The sequence below is a fragment of the Acidovorax sp. genome, from assembly GCF_046341535.1.
Lineage (GTDB): Bacteria > Pseudomonadota > Gammaproteobacteria > Burkholderiales > Burkholderiaceae_C > Acidovorax.
This window is the reverse complement of record NZ_JBKDRI010000017.1, coordinates 12,684-35,624: the sequence shown is the minus strand read 5'-3', so window position 1 is coordinate 35,624 and position 22,941 is coordinate 12,684. Positions and strand designations below refer to the sequence as shown.

The window sequence follows — 22,941 nt, the reverse complement described above, 5'->3', positions numbered from 1 at the left end:
TTGCATCATCCTAAAAACGGCAGTTGACCGCTTGTCATCTTGCCGCACACCGCGTGAACGCGGGCCTTGCGTGTTTTCGCATCCTCACCTTGGGGGTGACAGCGCTATGCACTTGCCAGCACCGCTTTTGGAGCGCCATGCCGTGTTGCGCCTTCTTGCAGGCACAAGCCTGCCGCGTCGTCGCGCCTTGCCTGGCGCCCCAACAGCAGCGCTGGCAAATGCATCCGACTGCCGTTTTTAGGATCATCCTAAAAACGGTAGTTGACCGCTTGTCATCTTGCCGCACGTCGCGTGGACTCGCGCTTTGCTTTGTTTTCTCAGCCTCACCTTTTGGGTGACAGCGCTATGCACTTGCCAGCACCGCTTTTGGAGCGCCATGCGGTGTTGCTTCTCCTTGCCTGGCGCCCCAAAAGCAGCGCTGGCAAATGCATCCAACTGCCGTTTTTAGGGTGACCCGGGCGCGCATCAGCACCACAAGCCCGCTAAAACCCGGCTCCTGGCTCGGCAGGGCTGAGCCCGCCCCTTGGCAGCGCGCCGGGCAAGGTGCCGCAGCCCCATGAAAAACGGCCCGCAGCGCAAGCCGCCGGGCCGTGGTTGCCGAACGCCGAACGCGGCGATCAGAACGGAATGTCGTCGTCCATGTCGTCAAAGCCCGAGGCGGCGCGGGGGGCCGGCGCCGCCGGGGCCGGGGCGGGCCGCTGCGGGGGTGCGGGCGCGCGGCCCGCGGGGGCCGCGGCGCGGCGCGGGGCCTGGTCGTAGCCGCCCTGGTCCGCGCCGCCGTAGCCGCCATCGTCGTAGCCGCCACCACCGCCCGGCTGGCCGCCGCCCATGCCCTGGCGGCTGCCCAGCATTTGCATCTGGTCGGCGCGGATCTCGGTGCTGTACTTTTCCACGCCGCTCTGGTCCGTCCACTTGCGCGTGCGCAGCGAGCCTTCCACATACACCTGCGAGCCCTTTCGCAGGTACTGGCCGACGATCTCGGCCAGGCGGCCATTGAACACCACGCGGTGCCACTCGGTGGCCTCCTTCATCTCGCCGGACTGTTTGTCTTTCCACTTGTCGGTGGTGGCAATGGTCACATTGGCCACCTGGTCGCCGCTGGGGAAGGTGCGCATTTCGGGGTCGCGGCCCAGATTGCCGACGATGATGACTTTGTTCACAGATGCCATGGAAGTGCCTTCAAAGGTAACGGTAAAAGCGCTGGATGTGAGGGAATTCCGAGCGCCAGAGCGAAGCATTGTGCCGCAACACCCAGCGGCTGGGGGGCCGCATGGATGCCCCCCAGCCCGCGCTGGGTCAGCGTGCGTTACGCCCCCCCACAGGGCGCAAGGGCCAGGTCAGCACCAGCCACAGGGCCGTGAGGGCGGCCGTGGTGGCAAACAGCCCAGGGGCGCCCGCCCACTTGACCAGCGCGCCGCCCAGCGCGCCGCCCGCAAACAGCCCCAGCGACTGCAAGGTGTTGTAGCTGCCCAGCGCCGCGCCGTGCACCGGGGCCGGAGCCATGCGCGAAACTAGGCTGGGCAGGCTGGCCTCCAGCGCATTGAATCCGCAAAAAAACACAAACAGCAGCGGCCCCAGCAGCCACAGCGTGGGCGCAGCACCGCTGGCCGCCAGCCCCCACAGCCCGACCTGCACCGCCAGCACCAGCCCGATGGCACCCAGCAGCGCGCCCCGCAGGCGGCCGCCGCGCTCCAGCGCAAACAGTCCGCCCAAGGTGACAAACGACAGCACCACGGCAGGCAGGTAGACCTGCCAGTGGAGTTCCTTGCCCAGGCCCGCCTGCACCAGCATGGCAGGCACCGCCACCCACATCGACAGTTGCACGGTGTGCAGCACAAACACGCCCAGGTTCAGGCGCAGCAGATCGGGATGCGCCCATGCATCGGCCAGACGGCCGCGCGGTGCCTGCCGCAGCGCGCCGGACTCCGGGGGCACCCACCACAGCATCACGGCCACGCCCGCCAGCGCCAGCAGGCAGGTCAGCGCAAACAGGCCCGACAGCCCGAGGACCGCCGTGAGCGGCGGTGCGGCCACCAGGGCCACGGCAAACATCAGGCCGATGCTGCCGCCCACCATGGCCATCGCCTTGGTACGCACTTCGTCGCGCGTCTGGTCCGCCAGCAGCGCCGTCACCGCCGCCGACACCGCGCCCGCGCCCTGCAATGCGCGCCCCACCAGCAGACCGGTCAGCGAATCAGCCAGCGCCGCCAGCAAGCTGCCCCCGGCAAACACCAGCAGCCCCAGCACGATGACCCGCTTGCGCCCGAACCGGTCGGACGCCATGCCCAGCGGCAACTGCAACACCGCCTGCGTGAGCCCATAAATACCCATGGCCAGCCCCACCAGGACCGGGTCGTCGCCGCCCGGGTACTTGCGGGCCTCCAGCGCAAACACGGGCAAGACCAGAAACAGGCCCAGCATGCGCAGGGCAAAGATCAGTGCCAGGCTGACGCTCGCCCGGCGCTCCAGGGCCGTCATGCGGGTGCTGGCAGAAGGCGGCTGCGCGACGGTATCGGACAAAGACAGGGAGGAATCCAGCACGGTGGTGCGCTCAGGCCTGATGAAGCAAAGGCGGGATTTTCGCCCATTGGCCGGTGCGGGGTCGGCCGGTCGCGACGGCGCAGCGGTTTGGGCCGGTAGGCCGCGGCCCCGAATGGGCGCGAGCGTTGGAGCCGCTTGCCAACGGCAGCGCTGCGCCTGCCCACACCCCGGCCGTACGGGCAGCGCAGCCAACCCGGCATCGCGCCCGGCGTGGGGTCGATGCGGCAGCCATGGCTGGGGCCCAAGCTCAGCGGCGAATGCCCGTGCGGGCAGCGCAGCCTATGATGCTGGGTTTGCCTTTGAACACCGCGCCTGTGAACCGCCCCGACGACACCCTTTCCGCAGATGGCCCCTACCTTGCCCGCATCCTGGGCGAGCAGCGCATCAGCATCCGTGGGGCGCGCACGCACAACCTCAAGAACATTGATCTGAACATCCCCCGCAATCAGCTGGTGGTGATCACGGGGCTGTCGGGCTCGGGCAAGTCGAGCCTGGCGTTTGACACCCTGTATGCCGAGGGCCAGCGGCGGTATGTGGAGAGTCTGTCGGCCTATGCGCGGCAGTTTCTGGGGCGGCTGGACAAGCCCGATGTGGACCTGATCGAGGGCCTGTCGCCCGCGATTTCCATCGAGCAAAAGGCCACCAGCCACAACCCGCGCTCGACCGTGGGCACGGTCACCGAGATCCACGACTACCTGCGCCTGCTGTATGCCCGCGCAGGCACGCCCTACTGCCCCGACCACGGCCTGCCGCTGGCCGCGCAGACGGTCAGCCAGATGGTGGACGCCGTGCTGGCCCTGCCCGAGGACACCAAGCTCATGATTCTTGCGCCCGTGGCGCGCGACAAGAAGGGCGAGTTCACCGAGCTGTTTGCGCAGATGCAGGCGCTGGGCTACATACGGTTCCGGGTGGATGGGCAGATTTACGAGCACGAGAACCTGCCGCAGCTCAAAAAGACCGAAAAGCACGATATCGACGTGGTGATCGACCGCGTCAAGGTGCGGGCCGACCTGGCCCAGCGTCTGGCCGAGAGCATCGAAGCGGCCCTGCGCGTGGGCGGGCATGACGGCAACGGCCGCGTGCTGGCGCTGGAGATGGATACGGGCCATGAGCACCTGTTTAGCAGCAAGTTTGCCTGCCCGGTGTGCAGCTACGCGCTGCCCGAGCTGGAGCCGCGCCTGTTCTCGTTCAACTCGCCCATGGGCGCATGCCCGGCGTGTGACGGCATTGGCCAGCGTGAGGTGTTCGACCCGGCGCGCGTGGTGGCCTTTCCCACCCTGAGCCTGGCCAGCGGCGCGATCAAGGGCTGGGACCGGCGCAACGGCTACTACTTTGCGATGCTCGAGAGCCTGGCCCGGCACTACGCGTTCGACATCGAAGCGCCCTTTGAGTCACTGCCCGCGCCGGTGCAGCACGCCATCCTGCATGGCTCGGGCAACGAGGAAATCGCCTTCACCTACATCATGGACAGCGGTGCCTCCAAGGGCAAGGCGCACACCAAAAAGCATCCGTTCGAGGGCATCATCCCCAACATGGCGCGGCGCTACCGCGAGACCGACTCGGTGGTGGTGCGCGAGGATCTGGCGCGCTTTCGCAGCACGCAGCCCTGCCCCGAATGCCACGGTACCCGCCTGCGCCGCGAGGCCCGCCATGTGCGGGTGGGCGAAGGCCAGCAGGCCCGCGCCATTTACGAAGTGAGCCATGCCACGTTGAGCGATGCGCTCGCCTGGTTCCATGCCCTGACGCTCACCGGTGCCAAGGCTGACATTGCCGACAAGGTAGTGCGTGAAATTGCCACGCGGCTGCAGTTCTTGAACGACGTGGGCCTGAGCTACCTGAGCCTGGACCGCAGCGCCGAGACGCTGTCGGGCGGCGAGGCGCAGCGCATTCGCCTGGCGTCGCAAATCGGATCGGGCCTCACTGGCGTGATGTATGTGCTGGACGAACCCAGCATCGGCCTGCACCAGCGCGACAACGACCGCCTGATCGCCACGCTCAAGCACCTGCGCGACATTGGCAACAGCGTGATCGTGGTGGAGCACGACGAGGACATGATGCGCGCCGCCGACCATGTGATCGACATGGGCCCTGGCGCGGGCGTGCACGGCGGGCGCGTGATGGCGCAGGGTACGTACGAACAGGTGCGTGCCAACGCGCAGTCGCTCACGGGCCAATACCTGTCGGGCACGCGCACCATTGCCGTACCAAAGCGGCGCACGCCCTGGCTGCCCGTGCTGGACCAGCCCGCGCCCGTGGTCGAGGCCAAGGCCAAGTCGCGCTTTCCGCAAACCGAGGCCAGCAAGCGCCGCGCCGAGCGCATAGCCGAACACCATGCGCGCCAGGGGGCCGTGCAGGCGCTGCGCGTGGTGGGGGCCACGGGCAACAATTTGAAGGGCGTCACGGTGGACTTCCCCGTGGGGCTGCTCACCTGCGTGACCGGCGTGTCGGGCTCGGGCAAGAGCACGCTGGTCAATGACACGCTGTACGCCGCCGTGGCGCGGCAGGTGCACCGCGCGCACGAAGAACCGGCCGCCCACGAAGAGATCGTGGGCATCGAATACTTCGACAAGGTCATCAACGTGGACCAAAGCCCCATTGGCCGCACGCCGCGCAGCAACCCGGCCACCTACACCGGCCTGTTCACACCCATCCGCGAACTGATGGCCGAGACCAACACGGCCAAGGAACGCGGCTACGGCCCGGGGCGCTTTTCCTTCAACGTGTCGCAATCGGCAGGCGGTGGCCGCTGCGAGGCCTGCCAGGGCGACGGCGTGGTGAAGGTGGAGATGCACTTTCTGCCCGACGTGTACGTGCCTTGCGACGTCTGCCACGGCCAGCGCTACAACCGTGAGACGCTGGAAGTGCAGTGGAAGGGCAAGAACATTGCGCAGATTCTGGATCTGACGGTGGAGGACGCTGCGGCCTACTTCAAGGACGTGCCAACCATCGCGCGCAAGCTGCAGACGCTGCTGGATGTGGGCTTGTCGTACATCCGCCTGGGCCAGGCTGCGACCACGCTCTCGGGGGGTGAGGCCCAGCGGGTCAAGCTGGCGCAGGAGCTGTCCAAACGCGACACCGGCCGCACGCTCTACATCCTGGACGAGCCCACCACCGGCCTGCACTTTGCCGACATCGACCTGCTGCTCAAGGTGCTGCACCAGTTGCGCGATGCGGGCAACACCATTGTCATCATCGAGCACAACCTGGACGTCATCAAAACCGCCGACTGGCTCATCGACATGGGCCCCGAGGGCGGCGCAGGAGGAGGCACCGTGGTGGGCGTGGGCACGCCCGAGGAACTGGCGGCCAACCCGGCGAGCCACACGGGGCGGTACCTCAGGCCGTATCTGGGGCAAAAATCAGACTGAAAATAGCCTGTTGCGCACGTCGATAGGGCTCTGCTAGCTATTATTGTTATAGCAACTACCACGATACCACAACAGTCACTACGCGGCAGGATGCACACCTGCTGCATGGGCGGCACCGGCCTTGCGCGTATCGCACCGGCTGGCACCCAGGCTGGCCCGTTCGGCATGGCGGGCGGCAGCGGGGTTGCGGCCGATGGGGATAATGTGCCGAGTCCCTGGCCAGGAGCCTGCCATGCAATCGATCACGCTGCGTTTTCTTGCTTCGCACCACACCATGCCCGCATCGGCGGCGCGTATCCCGGGCGGCACCGTGCTGCACTGGGTGGATGAGGCGGGCTTTGCGTGCGCCAGTGCCTGGGCCCGTGGGCCGTGCATTACACAGTTTGTGAGCGGAGCCAATTTCACACGGACCATCCGGCCTGGTGACCTGGTGGAGGTGCATGCCCGCCTGGCCTATGCCCACGAGGCAACCCTGAACCTGGTGGTGGAAGTACGAAGCGGCAGCGTGCAGGGTGGGCCGCTGCACGATGTGATGCACTGCGTGGCCACCTACACCGCTGTGGATGCCGATGAGCTGCCACGCCACGTGGACAAGTGGGTGCCAGAGACCCCCGGCGACATTGCGCTGGCGCAGCGTGTGCGTGCCCATCTGGACGCCGCACGAGCGGCGTGATGCATTCTGGCCTGCGTCACACCGCTTGCGCGCTGTTGGTCGATGGCGGTTTCAACCTAAAAACGGCAGTTGACCGCTTTTAATCTTGCCGCACATCGCGTGGACTTGCGCCTTGCGTTGTTTTCGCAGCCTCACTTTTCGGGTGACAGCGCTATGCACTTGCCGTGTTTAGGTTCAATTGATCAAACGGCCGTCGCGCCCGATCATGGTCATGTCCACAAACTCGGAGCCGTTTTGGTTGCCTGGGCGGAATGCGACTTCGTACCCGCCCACATCGACGCGCATGTTGGACAGGGTTTGCAAAAATCCGGCGCGTGTCAGCGGCTGTTTGGTGCGCTTTAAGGCCTCGCACAACACCTTGGCGGCGATAAAGCCTTCAAACGAGATGTAGTCGGGCTTTGCAGCAGAGCCGCTGCTTTTGAGCAGGCGGTTGTATTCCTTGCTCACCTCGGCGACCTGCTTGAACGGGTTGGGCACCAGTTGCGTGACCGAGATGCCGAAAGCCTGGTCGCCCAGATCCTGGGCCAGTTGGCTTGCGCCCACCAGGCTGCGGGCGTAGTACTGCGACTTGCGCCCCGTGGCTGCCTCATAGCCCTTGATGAAGGCCACCGCGTCGGCACCCGACACCCCCAGCAGTACCGCCTGCGCCGAGACCGGCGCCAGCTGCTTGATGGCGTTTTCCGGCTTCGCAGAGTTATTGGGCATGCTGCCCGTGCCCACCAGCGTGGCACCATATTTTTCGAGCAGTTTCTGCACATCGGCCTGCAACTCGTCGCCGGTCTTGCTGGTGTAGCGCACGAACGCAATGTTGCGGATGCCCAGCGTGGTGATGTGCCGGATGATGTTTTCCAGCTCGGCCTGAAAGCTCGCTCGCACCGTGAAAACCATCGGGCTGCTGGACTTATAGATGTCGGCCGCCCCCGTGTAGGGCGCAAAAAAAGGCACCTTGTTGTCGGTCGCCACCGGAATCACCGCCCGCGCCACCGGCGTCCAGGTGTAGTGCGTGAGCGCAAACGCCTTGTGCTCTTCGAGCAATTTCACCGTGTTTTGGATGGCCAGTTCGGGCTTGTACTGGTCATCCAGCGACACCAGGCGAATTTTCCGCCCATAAATACCGCCCTGTCGATTCACCTCGTTGAAGTACAGCAACGCGCCATCGCGGTACGCCGCGGCCTGGCCTGCAAAGCTTCCGGTGAAAGACGCGGACTGGCCCAGCACGATATCGCTTTTGGACAGATCCTGGGCAATCCCTTGAAGCGGTGCGAGCAGCAGCAAGACCACTGCCCACAACTTCACGGCGATCAGCCTTTTCTGGTTTGAGACGGCAGCGGCAAGCGCTGAGAACATCTGGCGGAATTGCATGGAGCTTCTCCTTAGTGAGAGACTTCAGGTTACGGTTTGTATCAAGCATTGACAAACGATGGATGCGCCTGATAACAGTCCCATTTGGAATGTTTATGAAAACCTATGGTGTCCTCGGTCGGCCTGCTTTCCCCGGTTGCGGGCGAGCCGCGCGTCCTGCCTCGAAGCCATTGAGAGGACCGACACGGCCCGGCATGCAAGCGGTTCAGTGCAGCGGTGCTCGCCGCGCAAAGCGCACCACCGTCACCCCCGCCCTGGCCTGGCGCACCGACGGCATCACCAGCACGCAGTCGTCGTAAGGGGTGACCACGGGCACACCATCGTTGTCGCCAATCACCGAACCTGCCTTCTCGAACACCTCCAGCCCGGTAAATGGCGCTACAAAGCGAAAGGCGCTGCTGCGGGCCACCACCGACCCGGTGACTTCGAGCGCCCACTGGCGTGGGGCGTCGGGCAGGCGCCAGCCGGGCAGTTGGCGAGTAAGCGAGTCTGCCTCCAGCGCACCCGCCTGCTCCAGAAAGCGCACGCACTGGTCCTGCGCCACGGCCCGGCTGGCCGGGTCGCCATGGAAACCGCATTCGATCAGCAACGATCGCGTGTCGTGCCCCGGGGCATCGGAGAGCGCGCCAAAGCGCCCGTAGTCGCGCATGCGCACGCCGTCCTGGTGGCCCGCATCGACCACAACAAACTCTGGCGAACGCATGGCGCGGGCAAGCTGCAGGTTGCGCGGCTGCAGGCCGGTGAGCAGCAGCGGCGCCGAGGGCTCGTGCATGGAGTGGATATCCAGCAGCCAGTCGGACTGCGCCACAAAGGGCCTGAGCGCCGCGGCGCGGCGGCGCTCGCGCGTGTTGGCAGCGTCGATGCGCTCATCGAGCCACTGGCGGTTGAAGTCCTCGTCGGTGAAGCGCGAGGCGTCGTGATGGGCGGGGTCAAACCCGTCAAACGCCTCCAGGTTGCAAAACGCCAGCGTGAGCGTGCCGCGCTCCGGGCGCAGCCCCGCTTCGAGCAGGCCCTTGAGCGCCCAGGCACCGCACAGCTCGTTGCCATGCAGCAGTGCGCTGACCATCACGCGGCGGCCGGGTGCGCCCGAATCGAAATGCCACACGCCTTCGGTACCTGTATTGCCCGCGCGCCAGGCGCTGATGTCCGGCGCGGGCAGACGAAAGGAAAGCGGCGGCACGCTGAGGTCGTCCCGGGAGATCATTCTTCGATCTTTGCGTAGTCGACGATCTTTTTGTACTTGACCACTTCGGTGGCCAGGAACTGGTCAAGGTTGACCGTGGTCGCAGCCACCGTAGAGCCGCTTTCTTCCATCTTTTTCCGGAAATCGGGCGACTGCAGCGTTTCGTTGAGCGCCTTCTTGAGCTTGTCGAACACCGGCTTGGGCAGATTTGCCGGGCCCATCAGCGCAAACCAGACGCCGATATCCACGTTCTTGAACAGCGGGGTTTCGGCCAGGGCCGGGATATCGGGCGTGACGGCCGAACGCTTGGCTTCGGTTGTGCCCAGAGCGATCACCTTGCCGCTGCGGATGTGGGGCAGGCCGCTGGAGAGGACATACACGCCGTACTCCAGGTGGTTGCCCAGGAGGTCATTCGTGATGGGGGCGACGCCGCGGTAGGCGATGTGCGTCATGAACAGCTTGCCCTGCTCCTTGACCATCTCGCCCGCCAGATGCAGCGCGGTCCCCACGCCCGAGCTGCCGTAGCTGAACTTGCCAGGGTTGCTGGACACTTTGCGCGTGAATTCGGCCAGGTTCTTCACCCCAGCGCCCTGGGACGCCACCAGCACCATGGGCTGAGAGGCAATCAGGCCAATCGCCGTGAAGTCCTTCACGTCGTACTTGACCTTGTTCCCGGACACCAGCTTCTTGATGGCGAGCTCATTGTTGGCACCCACCAGGAGGGTGTAGCCATCGGGCGCGGCGCTGGCCACCTTTTGCGCGCCAAGGGCGCCGCCAGCACCGCCGATGTTCTCGACGATCACCGGCACGCCGAGTCTGGCGCTCAGTTCGGTAGCGACCGCCCGGCCGTTCAGGTCTGTGCTGCCACCGGGCGGGTAACCGACGACGATGGTGATGGGCTTGGACGGCCAGGGAGCATCCTGTGCAAACGCGGGGGTGGCAGCCAACAGGGCAAGGCCGCTCAGCAGAGCGGCGCGGCGGAGTTTGGACGGGCAGGTGGTGGGCATGGGGACTCCTTGTCGAGGCGTCGGTCTGCCTTGCAAGCGGCCTGCCCGAAAGGGCACGCAGCGCGTGTGCAGGCAGTGGCCGTGCCTCGATTGTTCAAGTCTCCCGCGATCTGGTTGGTGCCAAACCGGCACCAGCCAGTGCCAGTTTGGTTCTAAGGCGAGGAGTCAGCCTGAAAACGGCAGTTGGATGCATTTGCCAGCGCTGCTGTTGGGGTGCCAGGCAAGGCGCGACGACGCGGCAGGCTCGTGCCTGCAAGGAGGAGCAACACCGCATGGCGCTCCAAAAGCGGTGCTGGCAAGTGCATAGCGCTATCACCCCAAAGGTGAGGCTGCGAAAACAACCCAAGGCCCGAGTCCACGCGGTGTGCGGCAAGATGACAAGCGGTCAACTGCCGTTTTTAGGTTGAATCGCCACACATCGGACAAGATCGTGTGAACAGGCCCTATACCGCAAAGCCGTCGTCCGCGGCGATCACGGCCCCATTCACAAAGTGACTCTCGTCGCTGGCCAGCATCACCAGCAGCGCATCCAGATCCTGCGGGCTGCCCACCCGCTTGCGCGGCAGCATGTGGATGAGTTTTTGGCCCTGCTCGGTCTGCCAATGGTGATGGTTGATCTCGGTGTCGATGTAGCCTGGGCAAATGGCGTTCACGTTGATGCCAAACTTGCCCCACTCCACCGCCATGGCACGCGTCATGTGCACCACGGCCGCCTTGCTCATGCAGTACACGCCAATCTGCGGCAGCACCTTGAGCCCGGCCATCGACGCGATGTTGATGATGCGCCCACCCGTGAAGCTGCCGGGCGCAGCGCCCTTGGAGCGGGCCAGCATGCGCTTGCCCACCTCCTGCGCCACAAAGAAGGCTCCCTTGACGTTGGTGTCAAACACGAAATCGTAGTCATCAGAGGTCACATCCTGAAGGCGTTGCGTCGTGCTCACGCCCGAGTTGTTGACCAGGATATCGATAGAGCCCATTTCCGTTTCGGCATGGGCTACTGCCGACTTGATGGAATCGTGGTCCGTGACATCCAACTCGACCACATGGGCATCACCGCCCTCCCCCTCGATGCGCGCGCGCAGCTCCTTGAGTTTTTCCACGCGGCGGCTGGCCAGCACCACCCCGGCACCGGCGCGCGCCAGGGTGCGCGCAAACTGCGCGCCCAGACCGCTGGATGCACCGGTGACAAAAGCCACCCGCCCGGACAAATCGATGCTGTAGGCCATTTGGAGTCCCTCTATGGATCAAAAAAAGAACGGTCGTTCAATGGCGAGCGCAAGCCTGAATACAATCAGCTGCCGGACCGGAACGGCATTGCCCGCTGCCCTCGCGCCAACCCCAATTATCAAACGCCCAACGACCAGACCATGACCAACGAAGACATTCTCAACACCTATGGCCCGCGCGAATCGATGGACTATGACGTGGTGGTGGTAGGCGGCGGCCCGGGCGGGCTGGCCACAGCCATCCGCATTAAGCAGTTGGCCGCCGAAAAGGGCCAGGACGTGTCGGTGGTCGTGCTCGAAAAAGGCTCGGAGCCTGGCGCTCACATCCTGTCGGGGGCCATCATGGATCCCAAGGCCCTGACCGAGCTGATTCCCGACTGGAAGCAACGCGGCGCGCCGCTGAACCAGCCGGTCACCGACGACGCCTATATCTTCCTGAGCGAACAATCGGGCTTTCGCGTGCCCAACATGTTTTTGCCGCCCTTCGCGCAAAACCATGGCAACTACATCATCAGCCTGGGCCACCTGACCAAGTGGCTGGGCGAGCAGGCCGAAGCGCTGGGTGTTGAAATCTTTCCGGGGTTCACCGCCGCAGAGGTTCTCTACAACGAAAACGGGGCCGTGCGCGGCGTGGCCACCGGCAACCTGGGCGTGGGCAAAGATGGCGAGCCCTCCGAAAACTTTCAGCTTGGCATGGAGCTGCTGGGCAAGTACACGGTGTTTGCCGAAGGCGCGCGGGGCCACTTGGGCAAGCAGCTGATTGCACGCTTCAAACTCGATGCAGGCCGCGACCCGCAAAGCTTTGGCATCGGCATCAAGGAGCTGTGGGAGATCGACCCCAAGCGCCACCAGCCCGGCTTTGTGATGCACACCGCCGGCTGGCCGATGGACAACGACACCTACGGCGGCGCCTTCCTGTACCACCTCGAAGGCAACAAGGTCGCCGTAGGCTTTGTCACCGGCCTGGGCTACACCAACCCCTACCTCAGCCCGTTTGAGGAATTCCAGCGCTGGAAGACGCACCCGAACGTTCGCTATTACTTCGAAAACGACAAGGGCGAAGTCACCGCCAAGCGCCTGTCCTACGGTGCGCGCGCCATCAATGCCAGCGGCATCAACGCCCTGCCCAAGACCATCTTCCCGGGTGGCGCACTGGTGGGCTGCAATGCCGGCTACCTGAATGTCGGTCGCATCAAAGGCAGTCATGCTGCCATCAAGTCCGGCATGCTGGCCGCCGAGGCGGCCTATGACGCCATCGTGGCCGGGCGCGAGCACGACGAACTCACAGCCTACCCCGAGGCGTTCGAAAAGAGCTGGCTGCACACCGAACTCAACAAAGACCGCAACTTCAAGAACTGGTTCAAGTACGGCCTGACCACCGCCACGCTCATGAACAGTTTTGAGCAGTTCGTGCTGCGCGGCCACATTCCGTGGACGCTGCACCGCGACAAGCCCGACCATGCGTACCTGAAGCCCGCGGCCGAATGCAAGCCCATCGTGTACCCCAAGCCCGACGGCAAGCTCACGTTTGACCGCCTCTCCAGCGTGTTCATCAGCAACACCAACCACGAGGAAAACCAGCCCGCGCACCTCACGCTCAAAGACGCCAGCGTGCCGGTCAGCATCAACCTGGCCAAATACGCCGGCCCCGAGGCGCGCTACTGCCCTGCGGGCGTGTACGAGTTTGTGCCCGACGAGACCAAGGGCGGGGGCGCGCAGCGCCTGCAGATCAACGCGCAAAACTGCGTGCACTGCAAGACCTGTGACATCAAGGATCCCACCCAGAACATCGTATGGGTCACGCCGGAAGGCGGCGGCGGGCCGAACTACGCGGGCATGTGACCCGATGGGGTGACGCCCCAAGAAAAGGGGCTTGCCAGGGAAGCTCTGCAAAAACCTCGCGAGGATGCGCTGGTGCGGATCGGGATAGGCCACAAGGCGCTTTTTGCAGCCAATAGCATGGCTATTGGCAAGAAAAGCAACGCCGTGGTCTGCCCGCGCCCGCGCCAGCACACACCGCAGGGAGTTATGCAGAGGTTCCCCAGGCAAGCCCTTTTTCTTTTCCCAGCGCTTGCCCCCCGGGCCAAGTCTGCGAGCGGCCAAGGCCGCTTGATCTGCCCACGCCCCGGTCTAACCACTCCGCACCAGATGGAACTGGCCCATGGCACCTGCCAGCCGCTGGGCCTGCTCCTGCAAACTTTGCGCTGCGGCCGCGCCCTCCTCCACCAGCGCTGCGTTTTGCTGCGTCATCTCGTCCAACTGGTCCACCGCCCGGCTGACCTGGCCAATCTGGCTGCTTTGCTCGGCGCTGGCATGGTTGATCTCCGACATCAGCGTGGTCACCCGCTGCACGCTGCTCACGATGTCGCCCATGGTCGAACCGGCTGTGACCACCAGCTTCGCGCCATCACTGACCTTGCCCACGCTGGCCGAAATCAGCGTCTTGATTTCCTTGGCCGCGTTGGCACTGCGGCCCGCCAACGCACGTACTTCGCTGGCCACGACAGCGAAGCCGCGCCCCTGCTCACCCGCACGGGCCGCTTCCACGGCCGCGTTCAGCGCAAGAATGTTGGTCTGGAATGCAATGCCATCGATGATGCCCACGATGTCAGCAATTTTCTTGCTGCTGGCGTTGATCTCATCCATGGTCGCGACCACCTGGCTGACCACCTCGCCTCCCTTGGTTGCCACCTGCGTGGCGCTCATCGCCAGTTCGTTGGCCTGGCGGGTGCTGTCCGCATTGGCGGCAACCATCTCGGCCAACTGCGCAATGCTCGCTGCCGTCTGCTGCAGGTTATTGGCCGCAAGCTCGGTACGCTCGCTCAGGTCAGCATTGCCCGCTGCCACCTCCGAGCTGGCCACATGGATGGATTCGCCGGAATCGCGCACCTCGGTCACCACAAAGTGCAGCGACTCCACCATTTTGTTGAGCGACGTCAGCAGCTGACCGATCTCGTCGCTGCGCTGGTGGACCATGCGCACGGTGAGGTCGCCGCTGGCCACGACAGAAGCCGCTTCGGACGCCTGGCGCAGAGGTACCACGATAGATCGGCGCAGCAGCCACCCGAACAGTGCCGACAGGCCTATGACCACCACAACCGAAATCGCACTGATCCACTGCGCCCGGGACGCATCGTTGATCATGGTGTCGGCCGCCTGGCGGGAGGACTGCTCCGAAGCCGCAAGGAGCTGGTCAATGGCCGCCAGGTAGCTATCAAGCGCTGCCGCGTGCTCCTTGAGCTCTTTTTGACTGATTTTTCGACTCCAACGCACTGTGCATGAGGTTGTCGCGCAACACCGCATAGCGCTGGCGCTGTTGCTTGGTCTGCTCCCACAACGGTGACGTGATCTCCGAGGTGGACGCTGACGACAGGGCCGCCTCGATGCGCTGATACTGTTCACCTTCGGCAATGAGCAGCTTGCGCATCTCGTCGACGAGGGGAAAGACATCTTGAGAAATCGAGGCGCGCAAGGCAATCTGGCCTGTGTGGACCGACTGCGTCTTCCAGCCGTGCACAGCGCGCTCGATGGGAAGCTGCTCGTTGGCGAGGGTACCCGCCCGGCGGCTGGTGCTTTGCCCCGTGAGCCAGGTGGTCGTTCCGAGCAATGCCACTGCCAGGCCCAGAATGGCAAAGCTGGCAGCCAGCTTTTGCCCCACGCTGAGACCGCGCTTGCCTAGCGCTGGTGTGGCGCTGGCCTCCGGGGGCGCGGAAGGCCTTGGCGCGGCGGCTGGGCGCTCGTCCGAGTTCTGGCTGCGGACCGGCATATTCCGATGCTCTGCGCGAGTAAGCTGGTTCATTGACCCTCCATTTTTTCTGACCACTGAGCCGTTGGATGCTGCATCCCACCGTCACTTTTTGAAAAGCAACTTACACAAAGAGAACGGTTTATGACATTTGGATATGCTAATCCCGCATGAATTATCTTGAAAGGCGGCATACGTGCCCGCGTCAACGGGAGTCGGTTGAAAGCAACGGCTCTCCACAGCCGCCGCCTCCTGGCGTGGTGATCTCAAACACATCTCCCGGCTCCATCTGTGCAGCGCCGATATGGGCAAGCTCCTCCACAGCGCCGCTTGATCGAATCACGCGGTTCCTTCCTGGGCTTCCCGGCAGACCGCCCGCCATCCCGAACGCGGGATGGACGCGCCCGTTCGACAGGATGCTGGCCGTCATCGCCTCAAGGAAGCGAACGCGGCGCACCCCGCCGTTGCCGCCTGTCCATCGGCCAGCGCCGCCCGAACCCTGCTGGATCTCATAGCTCTCCAGCACCACCGGAAAACGGAATTCCAGCACCTCAGGGTCGGTCAGGCGCGAGTTGGTCATGTGTGTCTGGACCACGCTGGTACCGTCAAAACCGCTGCTGACCTGCCCGTTGGCGTCCAGCACCGCCCCGGCACCGCTGCCACCCGAAATGGTTTCGTAGTACTGATACTGGGCATTGCCAAAAGTGAAGTTGTTCATGGTGGGCTGGCTGCCCGCCATGACGCCCAGGGCCCCCAACAAGGCATTGGTGATGCACGTGGATGTTTCCACATTACCCGCCACCACCGACGCGGGCGGGTTCGGGTTGAGCATGCTGCCCTGGGGGATGATCACCTTCAGGGGCTTGAGGCACCCCGCGTTCAGGGGGATATCGTCATCCACCAGCGTGCGAAACACGTAGAGCACGGCTGCCATGCACACGGCGCGGGGTGCATTGAAGTTGTTGATCTGCTGCTCGCTGGTGCCCGCAAAATCAATCACCGCACTGCGCTTGGCTGCATCGACCTTGACCGACACGCTGATCTGCGCGCCGTTGTCCAGGGGCAGGGTGAACTGCCCGTCCTTGAGCCGTGTGATCACGCGGCGCACCGACTCTTCAGCGTTGTCCTGCACATGGCACATGTAGGCCTGCACGACATCCAGGCCGAACTGATCAACCATCTTGGAGAGTTCCTGCACACCCTTTTCGTTGGCAGCAATCTGCGCCCGCAGGTCGGCCAGGTTTTGCTGCGGGTTGCGGCTGGGGTACGGGGTGGTGCCGCCACCCGTTGACAACAGCGCCAGCACAGCCTCTTCCTGCAGGATGCCTCGATCGACCAGCTTGACGTTGTTGATCTGAACGCCCTCCTCCTCAATGCGCTGCGAGAACGGAGGCATCGACCCAGGAGTGGTGCCACCGATGTCGGCGTGGTGGCCGCGGCTTCCCACATAAAAGGTGGGCTCACGCCCGTCCTTCACATACACCGGCGTAATCACCGTCACATCAGGCAGATGGGTGCCACCGTGGTAGGGGTCGTTGAGCATGAACACATCGCCCGGATGCATCCGCCCAGCGTTCTCGTTGATCACGGTCTTGATGCTCTCGCCCATCGAGCCCAAATGCACGGGCATGTGAGGAGCGTTGGCAATCAGGTTGCCCGCTGCATCGAACAGCGCGCAGCTGAAATCGAGCCGCTCCTTGATGTTCACCGAGTACGCCGTGTTTTGCAGCTGCAGGCCCATCTGCTCGGCAATGTTCATGAACAGGTTGTTAAAGACCTCCAGCAGCACCGGGTCGACCGTGGTGCCGGCCGCGTACTGCACCTTGCGAGCGGTCACGCGGTCCAGGATGATGTGGTCAAGGTCCGTGAGGCGGGCGGACCAGCCCGGCTCGACCACCGTCGTGGTGTTCTTCTCGGCAATGATCGCGGGGCCCGGAACCACATCGCCCGGGCGCAGGTCCTCACGCACGACCAGGGCCGCTGGGTGCCACTGGCCGCCCGAGTACATCTGTACCGTTTCGCGTTGCGGGCACTCGCGGTGCGGGTGCACGGCAAGACGCGGTTCGGCAGGGGCATCGCCGGCAATCACAGCCTCGACCGACACGGCCTCCACCACGAGCCCCTTGCCCTGCATCAAAAAGGCAAACCGCTGGCGATAGGCCGCCTCGAACGCCTCTGTAATGCGCGCCATGTCGCCGAACGGCACCACCAGAGCAGAGTCGGTGCCTTCGTAACGCACATGCACGTTGTGCCGCACCGTGACCGGGCTGCTGCTGACCTGCGCGCGCTCAAGCTCGGTCTGCGCGGCCGATCCAAGGGCGTCCAGTCGCTCAGCGATCAGTGGCAGAACCTCAGCCGCCAGCGGCATCTCCAGAGCCTGTTCGCGGATCACGGTCTGGTCGGCCAGGCCCATGCCATAGGCGCTGAGCACGCCCGCCAGCGGGTGCACCAACACGCGCGTCATGCCCAGGGCATCAGCCACCAGGCAGGCGTGCTGCCCGCCGGCTCCGCCAAAACATTGCAGGGTGTAGCGCGTCACATCGTAGCCGCGCGCCACACTGATTTTCTTGATGGCGTTGGCCATCTGCTGCACGGCGATCTGGATAAAACCTTCGGCCACTTCCTCGGGCTTGCGTTGCGTCTGCTGGGCAATGGCCTCGAAGCGGTCACGCACGGCCTGCGCGTCAAGGGTTTCGTTGGCCGCCGGGCCGAACACGCTGGGAAAATATCGGGGCTGCACCTTGCCCACCATCACGTTCGCGTCGGTCACCGCCAGCGGGCCGCCGCGCCGGTAGCTCACAGGCCCGGGGTTGGCACCCGCGCTCTCGGGTCCCACGCGGAAACGAGCACCGTCATAGGCCAACACCGACCCGCCCCCCGCTGCCACGGTGTGGATGCTCATCATGGGAGCACGCATGCGAACGCCCGCCACATGGGTTTCAAACTCGCGCTCGAACTCGCCCGCATAGTGACTCACGTCGGTGCTGGTCCCGCCCATGTCGAACCCGATCACCCGCGACTGCCCTGCCAGACCCGCGGTGCGGGCCATACCCACAATGCCGCCTGCCGGGCCGGACAAGATGGCGTCCTTGCCCTGGAAGTTACCTGCATCCGTCAGACCGCCTGACGACTGCATGAAAAACAGTTTGACGCCCGGCATCTCGCTGGCCACCTGCTCCACATAGCGGCGCAGGATGGGCGAGAGATAGGCGTCCACCACGGTCGTGTCGCCGCGGCTCACGAACTTCATCATCGGGCTGGTTTCGTGCGAGGTGCTGATCTGTGTAAAACCCACTTCTTTCGCAATGCGTTTTGCCGCTTTTTCGTGCTCGCTGTAGCGGTAGCCGTGCATGAACACGATAGCCACGCTGCGCAGGCCCCGGGCATAGGCCGCCAGCAGGTCACCGCGCAAGGTGGGTTCGTCCAGCAACTGCAATACATCGCCGTGGGCGCCAAAGCGCTCGCGCGCCTCGATCACTTCGGCGTAGAGCAACTCCGGCAACTGAATATGGCGGTCAAACAGGCGCGGGCGGTTTTGGTAGGCAATGCGCAGCGCATCGCGAAAGCCACGGGTGGTGACCAACAAGGTCGGCTCGCCCTTGCGCTCCAGCAGCGCGTTGGTGGCGACGGTGGTGCCCATCTTCACGCACTCGACCAGGTCGGGCGTGACGGGCTCGCCCGGCTTGAGACCCAGCAGGTGACGAATGCCCGCCACAGCGGCGTCTTTGTACTGCTCGGGGTTTTCAGACAGCAGCTTGTGCGTCGTGAGGCTCCCATCCGGGCGCTTGCCAACCAGGTCGGTGAATGTGCCGCCCCGGTCGATCCAGAACTGCCAGCGGCTGACGGCGGGCTCGGCCCGGGATGAGGTGGTTGCTTGCATGGTGAAAACTTCGCAATTAGCGTTGGAAATAAAACGGAATAAAAATCTTGTTGGCATCGTTGCCAACGGACTGCACCCACTCGCGGGAAAAGCGCTCACCCAGGCGCTTGAGCTCGGTATCGAGCTCGGCGGTGGCGCGGTCCACCTTGATGCCCTTGCGCTGCAGCTCGGCCACGGACTCGTCCAAAACCGTCTCGCTCATGGCCCATCCACGCGCCTCAGCGTCTGCGGCAGCTTTCAGGACGGCCTGCCGCACGGCAGGGGCCAGCCCATCAAAGGCCTGCTGGTTCACAAAGACGATGTTTTTGGGAAACCAGGCATTGATGGGGTAGTAGTGCTTGATTTGACCCCAGACCTGGTTTTCCACGCCAGTGAGGGCAGAAGTGATCATCGAGTCCAGCCTGCCGGCCGATAACGCCTTGTTGACTTCCACCATGGGAACATCCACCGGAGTGGCGTTCAACAGCTCTGCAATGCGCACTGTGGCGGGGTTGTAGGTGCGCATGCGCGTGCCCTTGAAATCGGCTGCCGAGCGCACAGGCGCTATGGAGAACAGACCCTGGGGCGGCCAAGGAACGGAATACAAAATCTTCATGCCCCGACTGGCGAAATTAGCCTCGATCAGCGGCCGCTGCAGGTCCCATATGCGCCGGGCGTCCGCAAAGGTGCGCACCACGAAGGGCACCGAGTCAGCCCCGGCGATGGGCGGTTCGCGCACCAGGCTGGTCATGATGGTTTCACCGGCCTGGACCTTGCCGCCTTCAACCGCCCCCGGAATATCGGCAAGCTTGAACAGCGTATTGTTTGGATGAACCTCAATGCGCAGCGATCCTGCCGATGCCTTCTCTACCTCCTGCGCAAACTGAACAATATTGCGCGTGTGGAACGACTCGGCCCGATACCCCGTGGCCAGCTTCCACTGGGTCTGGGCTTGCACCAAGGGGGCGAGCGCAAGCGTGGCCAATAGCAACAAGGTTTTCATAGCAACTGCTCCTTGGAAACATCAGAAGACCTGCGGCGAGGGGTTACCCCTCCATCCGACGGGGAAGCCAGAGCGCAATGTCAGGCACGAAGTACGTGCAGAGCACGGCAACGATCATGAGAACGAACAACGGCAGTGCGGTCCTGGCAATCCAGGTGATCTGGCGATTCGTCATGCCTTGCAGCACAAAGAGGTTGAACCCCACCGGCGGTGTGATCTGCGCCATCTCCACGACCAGCACGATGAAAATGCCGAACCACACCAGATCAAACCCTGCTGCCTGCACGGTGGGCAGCAGCACCGCAATCGTGAGCACCACCATCGAAATGCCATCCAGGAAACAGCCCAGGATGATGAAGAACACGATCAGCAGCAACATGAGTGCGAACGGCGACAGATGCAGCGCGCCGATGAACTCTGCCAAATGCCGGGGCAGGCCGATGAAGCCCATGGCCAGGGTCAGGAATGCGGCTCCGACGAGGATGAGACCAATCATGCAATACACGCGGCATGCGGCGATCAGCCCTTCCTTGAAGCGCGTCCAGTCCAGCGAACCTTCAATCTTTGCGAGCAGCAGCGCGCCCGCCACGCCCAGTGCCGCCGATTCCGTGGCGGTGGCAATACCGCTGTAGATCGCTCCGAGTACCAGCACAATCAGCGACACGACGGGAATAAGGTGGCGCGAGGCATAGAGCTTTTGTGCAAAGCTCAGTTGTGCATCCGGGGCAGGGACTTTGTCCTTGTTGAGCAGCGCCCAAACGATGATGTAGCCGCTGAAAAACGCCGCCAGCATGAGCCCGGGAATGACGCCTGCCAGGAACAGTTTTGATATCGACACGTTGGCCGCCACGCCATAAACGATCATGATGATCGACGGCGGGATGAGAAGACCCAGCGTACCGGCGCCCGCCAGCGTGCCGACCGAAATGTCCTCGGGGTAGCCGCGCTTTTTAAGCTCGGGGAGGGTGATCTTGCCGATGGTGGCGCAGGTTGCGGCCGACGAACCGGAGATGGCGGCAAAGATCGTGCAGCCGACCACATTGACATGCAGCAAGCGCCCGGGCAGGCGATCCAGCCAGGGCGCCAGCCCCTTGAACATGCTGCTCGACAGCTTGCTGCGAAACAGGATTTCCCCCATCCACAGAAACAGTGGCAGCGCAGTGAGCGTCCAGCTAGAAGACGCCCCCCAGATGGTCAGCATCATGCTGTCGCCAGCGGGCCGACTGGTCAGGAATTCCATTGCGACCAAAGCCACTCCGACCAGCGACAAACCGATCCACAAACCCGATCCAAGCACTGCAAAGAGCAGCACGATCAGCCCGAAGGCAATAATGACATCCACGATTGATCTCCAGCCGATTTATTCAGAGCGGGCCGATTCGGATACGGCCATGAAGGTTTTGCCCTGCAGCCGAAGAATGAGGGCGTGGGCAAAGGCGAGTGCAAATCCAATGCAACCCAACGCCATGCTGATCTGCGGAATCCACAAGGGGGTTGCATCCGCCGAAGCCGAGACGTCGTGCGTGATGTAGGAAATCCAGACAGAACGCACTGCGTACTGCGCCATGTACAGCGTCAGGCCCAACGCGGCCAAAAGGCAGAACCACTCGAAACCTGAGCGAATACGCTCGGGCAGTCGCTCCAGCACCAGCGTCACGCGGATGTGGTCGCCGTTTTGAAGCGTTCCAGGCAGCGCGAAAAACAGCGCGGCGGCAATCGAGTACCCCGCGTAGGCATCCAGGCCGGGAATGTTCATGTGAACCACTTCACGAGTCAGCACACCCAGCACGACGGCGCCGAACGCAGCCAGCATGGACATGCAAGAAAGCAGCATGAGCAGCCTGTAAAAATTGTGGACGAGCTTTTCCATGGCGCACTCCAGTGACGCTTTAAAAATCGGAGAGAACGAGAATTTGAAAGCGTGGGTGTAGCGCCCCCCGCGCTACACCCCGCACAACCAGCCGCACAGAGCGGCCGGCAAATTCAATTACTTCTTGCGGTAGGCGTCTACGATCGCCTGCCCCTCAGCACCAGCCAGCTTGATCCACTCGCCGGTCATCACCTCGCCAATCGAAACAAGCTCTTTCTTGATGCTGTCGCTGGGCTCGGCCACCGTCATCCCTTTGGCAGACAGCTCCTTGATGTATTCCTTGTCCAGCCGCTCACTGGTCGCCCAGCCACGCTCTTCGGCCGCAGCGGCAGCCTTGAGCACGGCGTCCTGCAACGGCTTATCCAAAGCATCAAACGCTTTTTGGTTCACCACCGTGGCATTGCGCGGCAGCCAAGCGCTCACGGGGTAAAAATATTTGATGTGCTCATGCAATTTGGACTCCACTCCGCTGGCACTGGAGGTCAAAAAGTTCTGCACCGTATTGGTAGCCAAGGCCTGACCCAACTCCGACAGTTGAATCGTCACCGGCTGGGCCTTCAGAAGCTGGGCAATGCGCGTGGTCGCAGGGTTGTAGGCCCGCATTTTGGTGCCCGCAAAATCGGCAGGCGCGCTCACAGGCTTGAGCGAGTAAAGCGACTGGCCTGGCCATGGCACCGAAAAGAGGACCTTGATGCCCTGGGCTGCGAGCAGCTTTTCCTGGGCAGGTTTGGCAGCCTGGTACAAGCGCTTGGACTCAGCGTAGGTAGTGGCCAGAAATGGAATGGAATCAACGCCAAACAGAGGGTTCTCGTTGGTAGCTCCCGAGAGAATGAACTCAGCCGAAGGCACTTGCCCCGTTTGCACCGCGCGCTTGATCTCGTTGGCCTTGTAGAGCGAACCATTGGGATGCAGCGTGATCTTGAGCTTGCCGCCCGTGAGCTTGTCGACCTCGTCGGCAAACTGCTGAACGTTCACGGTCTGGAACGTGTTGGCACCATAACCCGTGGGGAGATCCCACTTGACCTGGGCCTGCGCAGCGCAAACGCTCAGGGCTGCAGTGATCGACAACGCATACTTCTTCATGGTTTACTCCTGGTGAAAAGC

At 63.5% G+C, this 22,941-nt stretch carries 16 protein-coding genes; 3 read left to right on the top strand and 13 right to left on the bottom strand.

Going from position 1 to position 22,941, the window contains the following annotated elements:
* Window positions 1–617: 617 nt before the first annotated feature.
* Window positions 618–1,169 (bottom strand): single-stranded DNA-binding protein, encoded by a 552-nt coding sequence (gene ssb / locus ACK543_RS01000; RefSeq protein ID WP_409941018.1) that lies wholly within the window; start codon window positions 1,167–1,169, stop codon window positions 618–620.
* A gap of 127 nt (window positions 1,170–1,296) precedes the next feature.
* Window positions 1,297–2,478 (bottom strand): MFS transporter, encoded by a 1,182-nt coding sequence (locus ACK543_RS00995; RefSeq protein WP_409941021.1) that lies wholly within the window; start codon window positions 2,476–2,478, stop codon window positions 1,297–1,299.
* Window positions 2,479–2,855: 377 nt separating this feature from the next.
* On the opposite strand from ACK543_RS00995, the gene uvrA reads away from it, so the two are divergent.
* Together uvrA and ACK543_RS00985 are read left to right on the top strand one after the other, a co-directional pair.
* Window positions 2,856–5,909, top strand: coding sequence for an excinuclease ABC subunit UvrA (gene uvrA, locus ACK543_RS00990; RefSeq protein ID WP_409941017.1), 3,054 nt, complete (start codon window positions 2,856–2,858; stop codon window positions 5,907–5,909).
* Window positions 5,910–6,141: 232 nt separating this feature from the next.
* Window positions 6,142–6,582 (top strand): acyl-CoA thioesterase, encoded by a 441-nt coding sequence (locus ACK543_RS00985; protein ID WP_409941016.1) that lies wholly within the window; start codon window positions 6,142–6,144, stop codon window positions 6,580–6,582.
* A gap of 174 nt (window positions 6,583–6,756) precedes the next feature.
* Here the strand turns inward: ACK543_RS00985 and ACK543_RS00980 are convergent, their stop codons facing one another.
* From ACK543_RS00980 to ACK543_RS00965, 4 genes are all read right to left on the bottom strand, one after another.
* Window positions 6,757–7,944 carry an ABC transporter substrate-binding protein gene (locus ACK543_RS00980; protein WP_409941015.1) on the bottom strand — a complete coding sequence of 396 codons (1,188 nt, stop codon included), beginning with the start codon at window positions 7,942–7,944 and terminating at the stop codon, window positions 6,757–6,759.
* 205 nt (window positions 7,945–8,149) lie between these two features.
* Window positions 8,150–9,148, bottom strand: a complete 999-nt coding sequence (locus ACK543_RS00975; RefSeq protein ID WP_409941014.1) for a succinylglutamate desuccinylase/aspartoacylase family protein — start codon at window positions 9,146–9,148, stop codon at window positions 8,150–8,152.
* Window positions 9,145–10,134: a Bug family tripartite tricarboxylate transporter substrate binding protein gene (locus ACK543_RS00970; protein WP_409941013.1), complete on the bottom strand. Its 990-nt coding sequence runs from the start codon at window positions 10,132–10,134 to the stop codon at window positions 9,145–9,147. Before ACK543_RS00970 ends, ACK543_RS00975 begins: the two co-directional genes overlap by 4 nt.
* A 443-nt stretch (window positions 10,135–10,577) precedes the next feature.
* Window positions 10,578–11,360: an SDR family oxidoreductase gene (locus tag ACK543_RS00965; protein WP_409941012.1), complete on the bottom strand. Its 783-nt coding sequence runs from the start codon at window positions 11,358–11,360 to the stop codon at window positions 10,578–10,580.
* Window positions 11,361–11,501: 141 nt separating this feature from the next.
* Here ACK543_RS00965 and ACK543_RS00960 point away from each other — a divergent pair, with 141 nt between their 5' ends.
* Window positions 11,502–13,202 (top strand): electron transfer flavoprotein-ubiquinone oxidoreductase, encoded by a 1,701-nt coding sequence (locus ACK543_RS00960; protein ID WP_409941011.1) that lies wholly within the window; start codon window positions 11,502–11,504, stop codon window positions 13,200–13,202.
* Between the two features lie 288 nt (window positions 13,203–13,490).
* Here ACK543_RS00960 and ACK543_RS00955 read toward each other — a convergent pair whose 3' ends face one another.
* From ACK543_RS00955 to ACK543_RS00925, 7 genes are all read right to left on the bottom strand, one after another.
* On the bottom strand, window positions 13,491–14,633 hold the full coding sequence (locus ACK543_RS00955) for a methyl-accepting chemotaxis protein (protein ID WP_409941010.1): 1,143 nt from the start codon (window positions 14,631–14,633) through the stop codon (window positions 13,491–13,493).
* Window positions 14,575–15,159 carry a hypothetical protein gene (locus ACK543_RS00950; protein WP_409941009.1) on the bottom strand — a complete coding sequence of 195 codons (585 nt, stop codon included), beginning with the start codon at window positions 15,157–15,159 and terminating at the stop codon, window positions 14,575–14,577. Before ACK543_RS00950 ends, ACK543_RS00955 begins: the two co-directional genes overlap by 59 nt.
* A 151-nt stretch (window positions 15,160–15,310) precedes the next feature.
* Window positions 15,311–18,985, bottom strand: a complete 3,675-nt coding sequence (locus ACK543_RS00945) for a hydantoinase B/oxoprolinase family protein (RefSeq protein ID WP_409941008.1) — start codon at window positions 18,983–18,985, stop codon at window positions 15,311–15,313.
* Between the two features lie 16 nt (window positions 18,986–19,001).
* Window positions 19,002–19,967, bottom strand: a complete 966-nt coding sequence (locus ACK543_RS00940; RefSeq protein WP_409941007.1) for a TRAP transporter substrate-binding protein — start codon at window positions 19,965–19,967, stop codon at window positions 19,002–19,004.
* Between the two features lie 43 nt (window positions 19,968–20,010).
* A complete protein-coding gene (locus tag ACK543_RS00935; protein ID WP_409941020.1) occupies window positions 20,011–21,312 on the bottom strand; it encodes a TRAP transporter large permease in 1,302 nt (433 codons plus the stop codon).
* A gap of 15 nt (window positions 21,313–21,327) precedes the next feature.
* A complete protein-coding gene (locus tag ACK543_RS00930) occupies window positions 21,328–21,837 on the bottom strand; it encodes a TRAP transporter small permease (protein WP_409941006.1) in 510 nt (169 codons plus the stop codon).
* Between the two features lie 117 nt (window positions 21,838–21,954).
* Window positions 21,955–22,920, bottom strand: a complete 966-nt coding sequence (locus ACK543_RS00925) for a TRAP transporter substrate-binding protein (protein WP_409941005.1) — start codon at window positions 22,918–22,920, stop codon at window positions 21,955–21,957.
* Window positions 22,921–22,941: the final 21 nt, after the last annotated feature.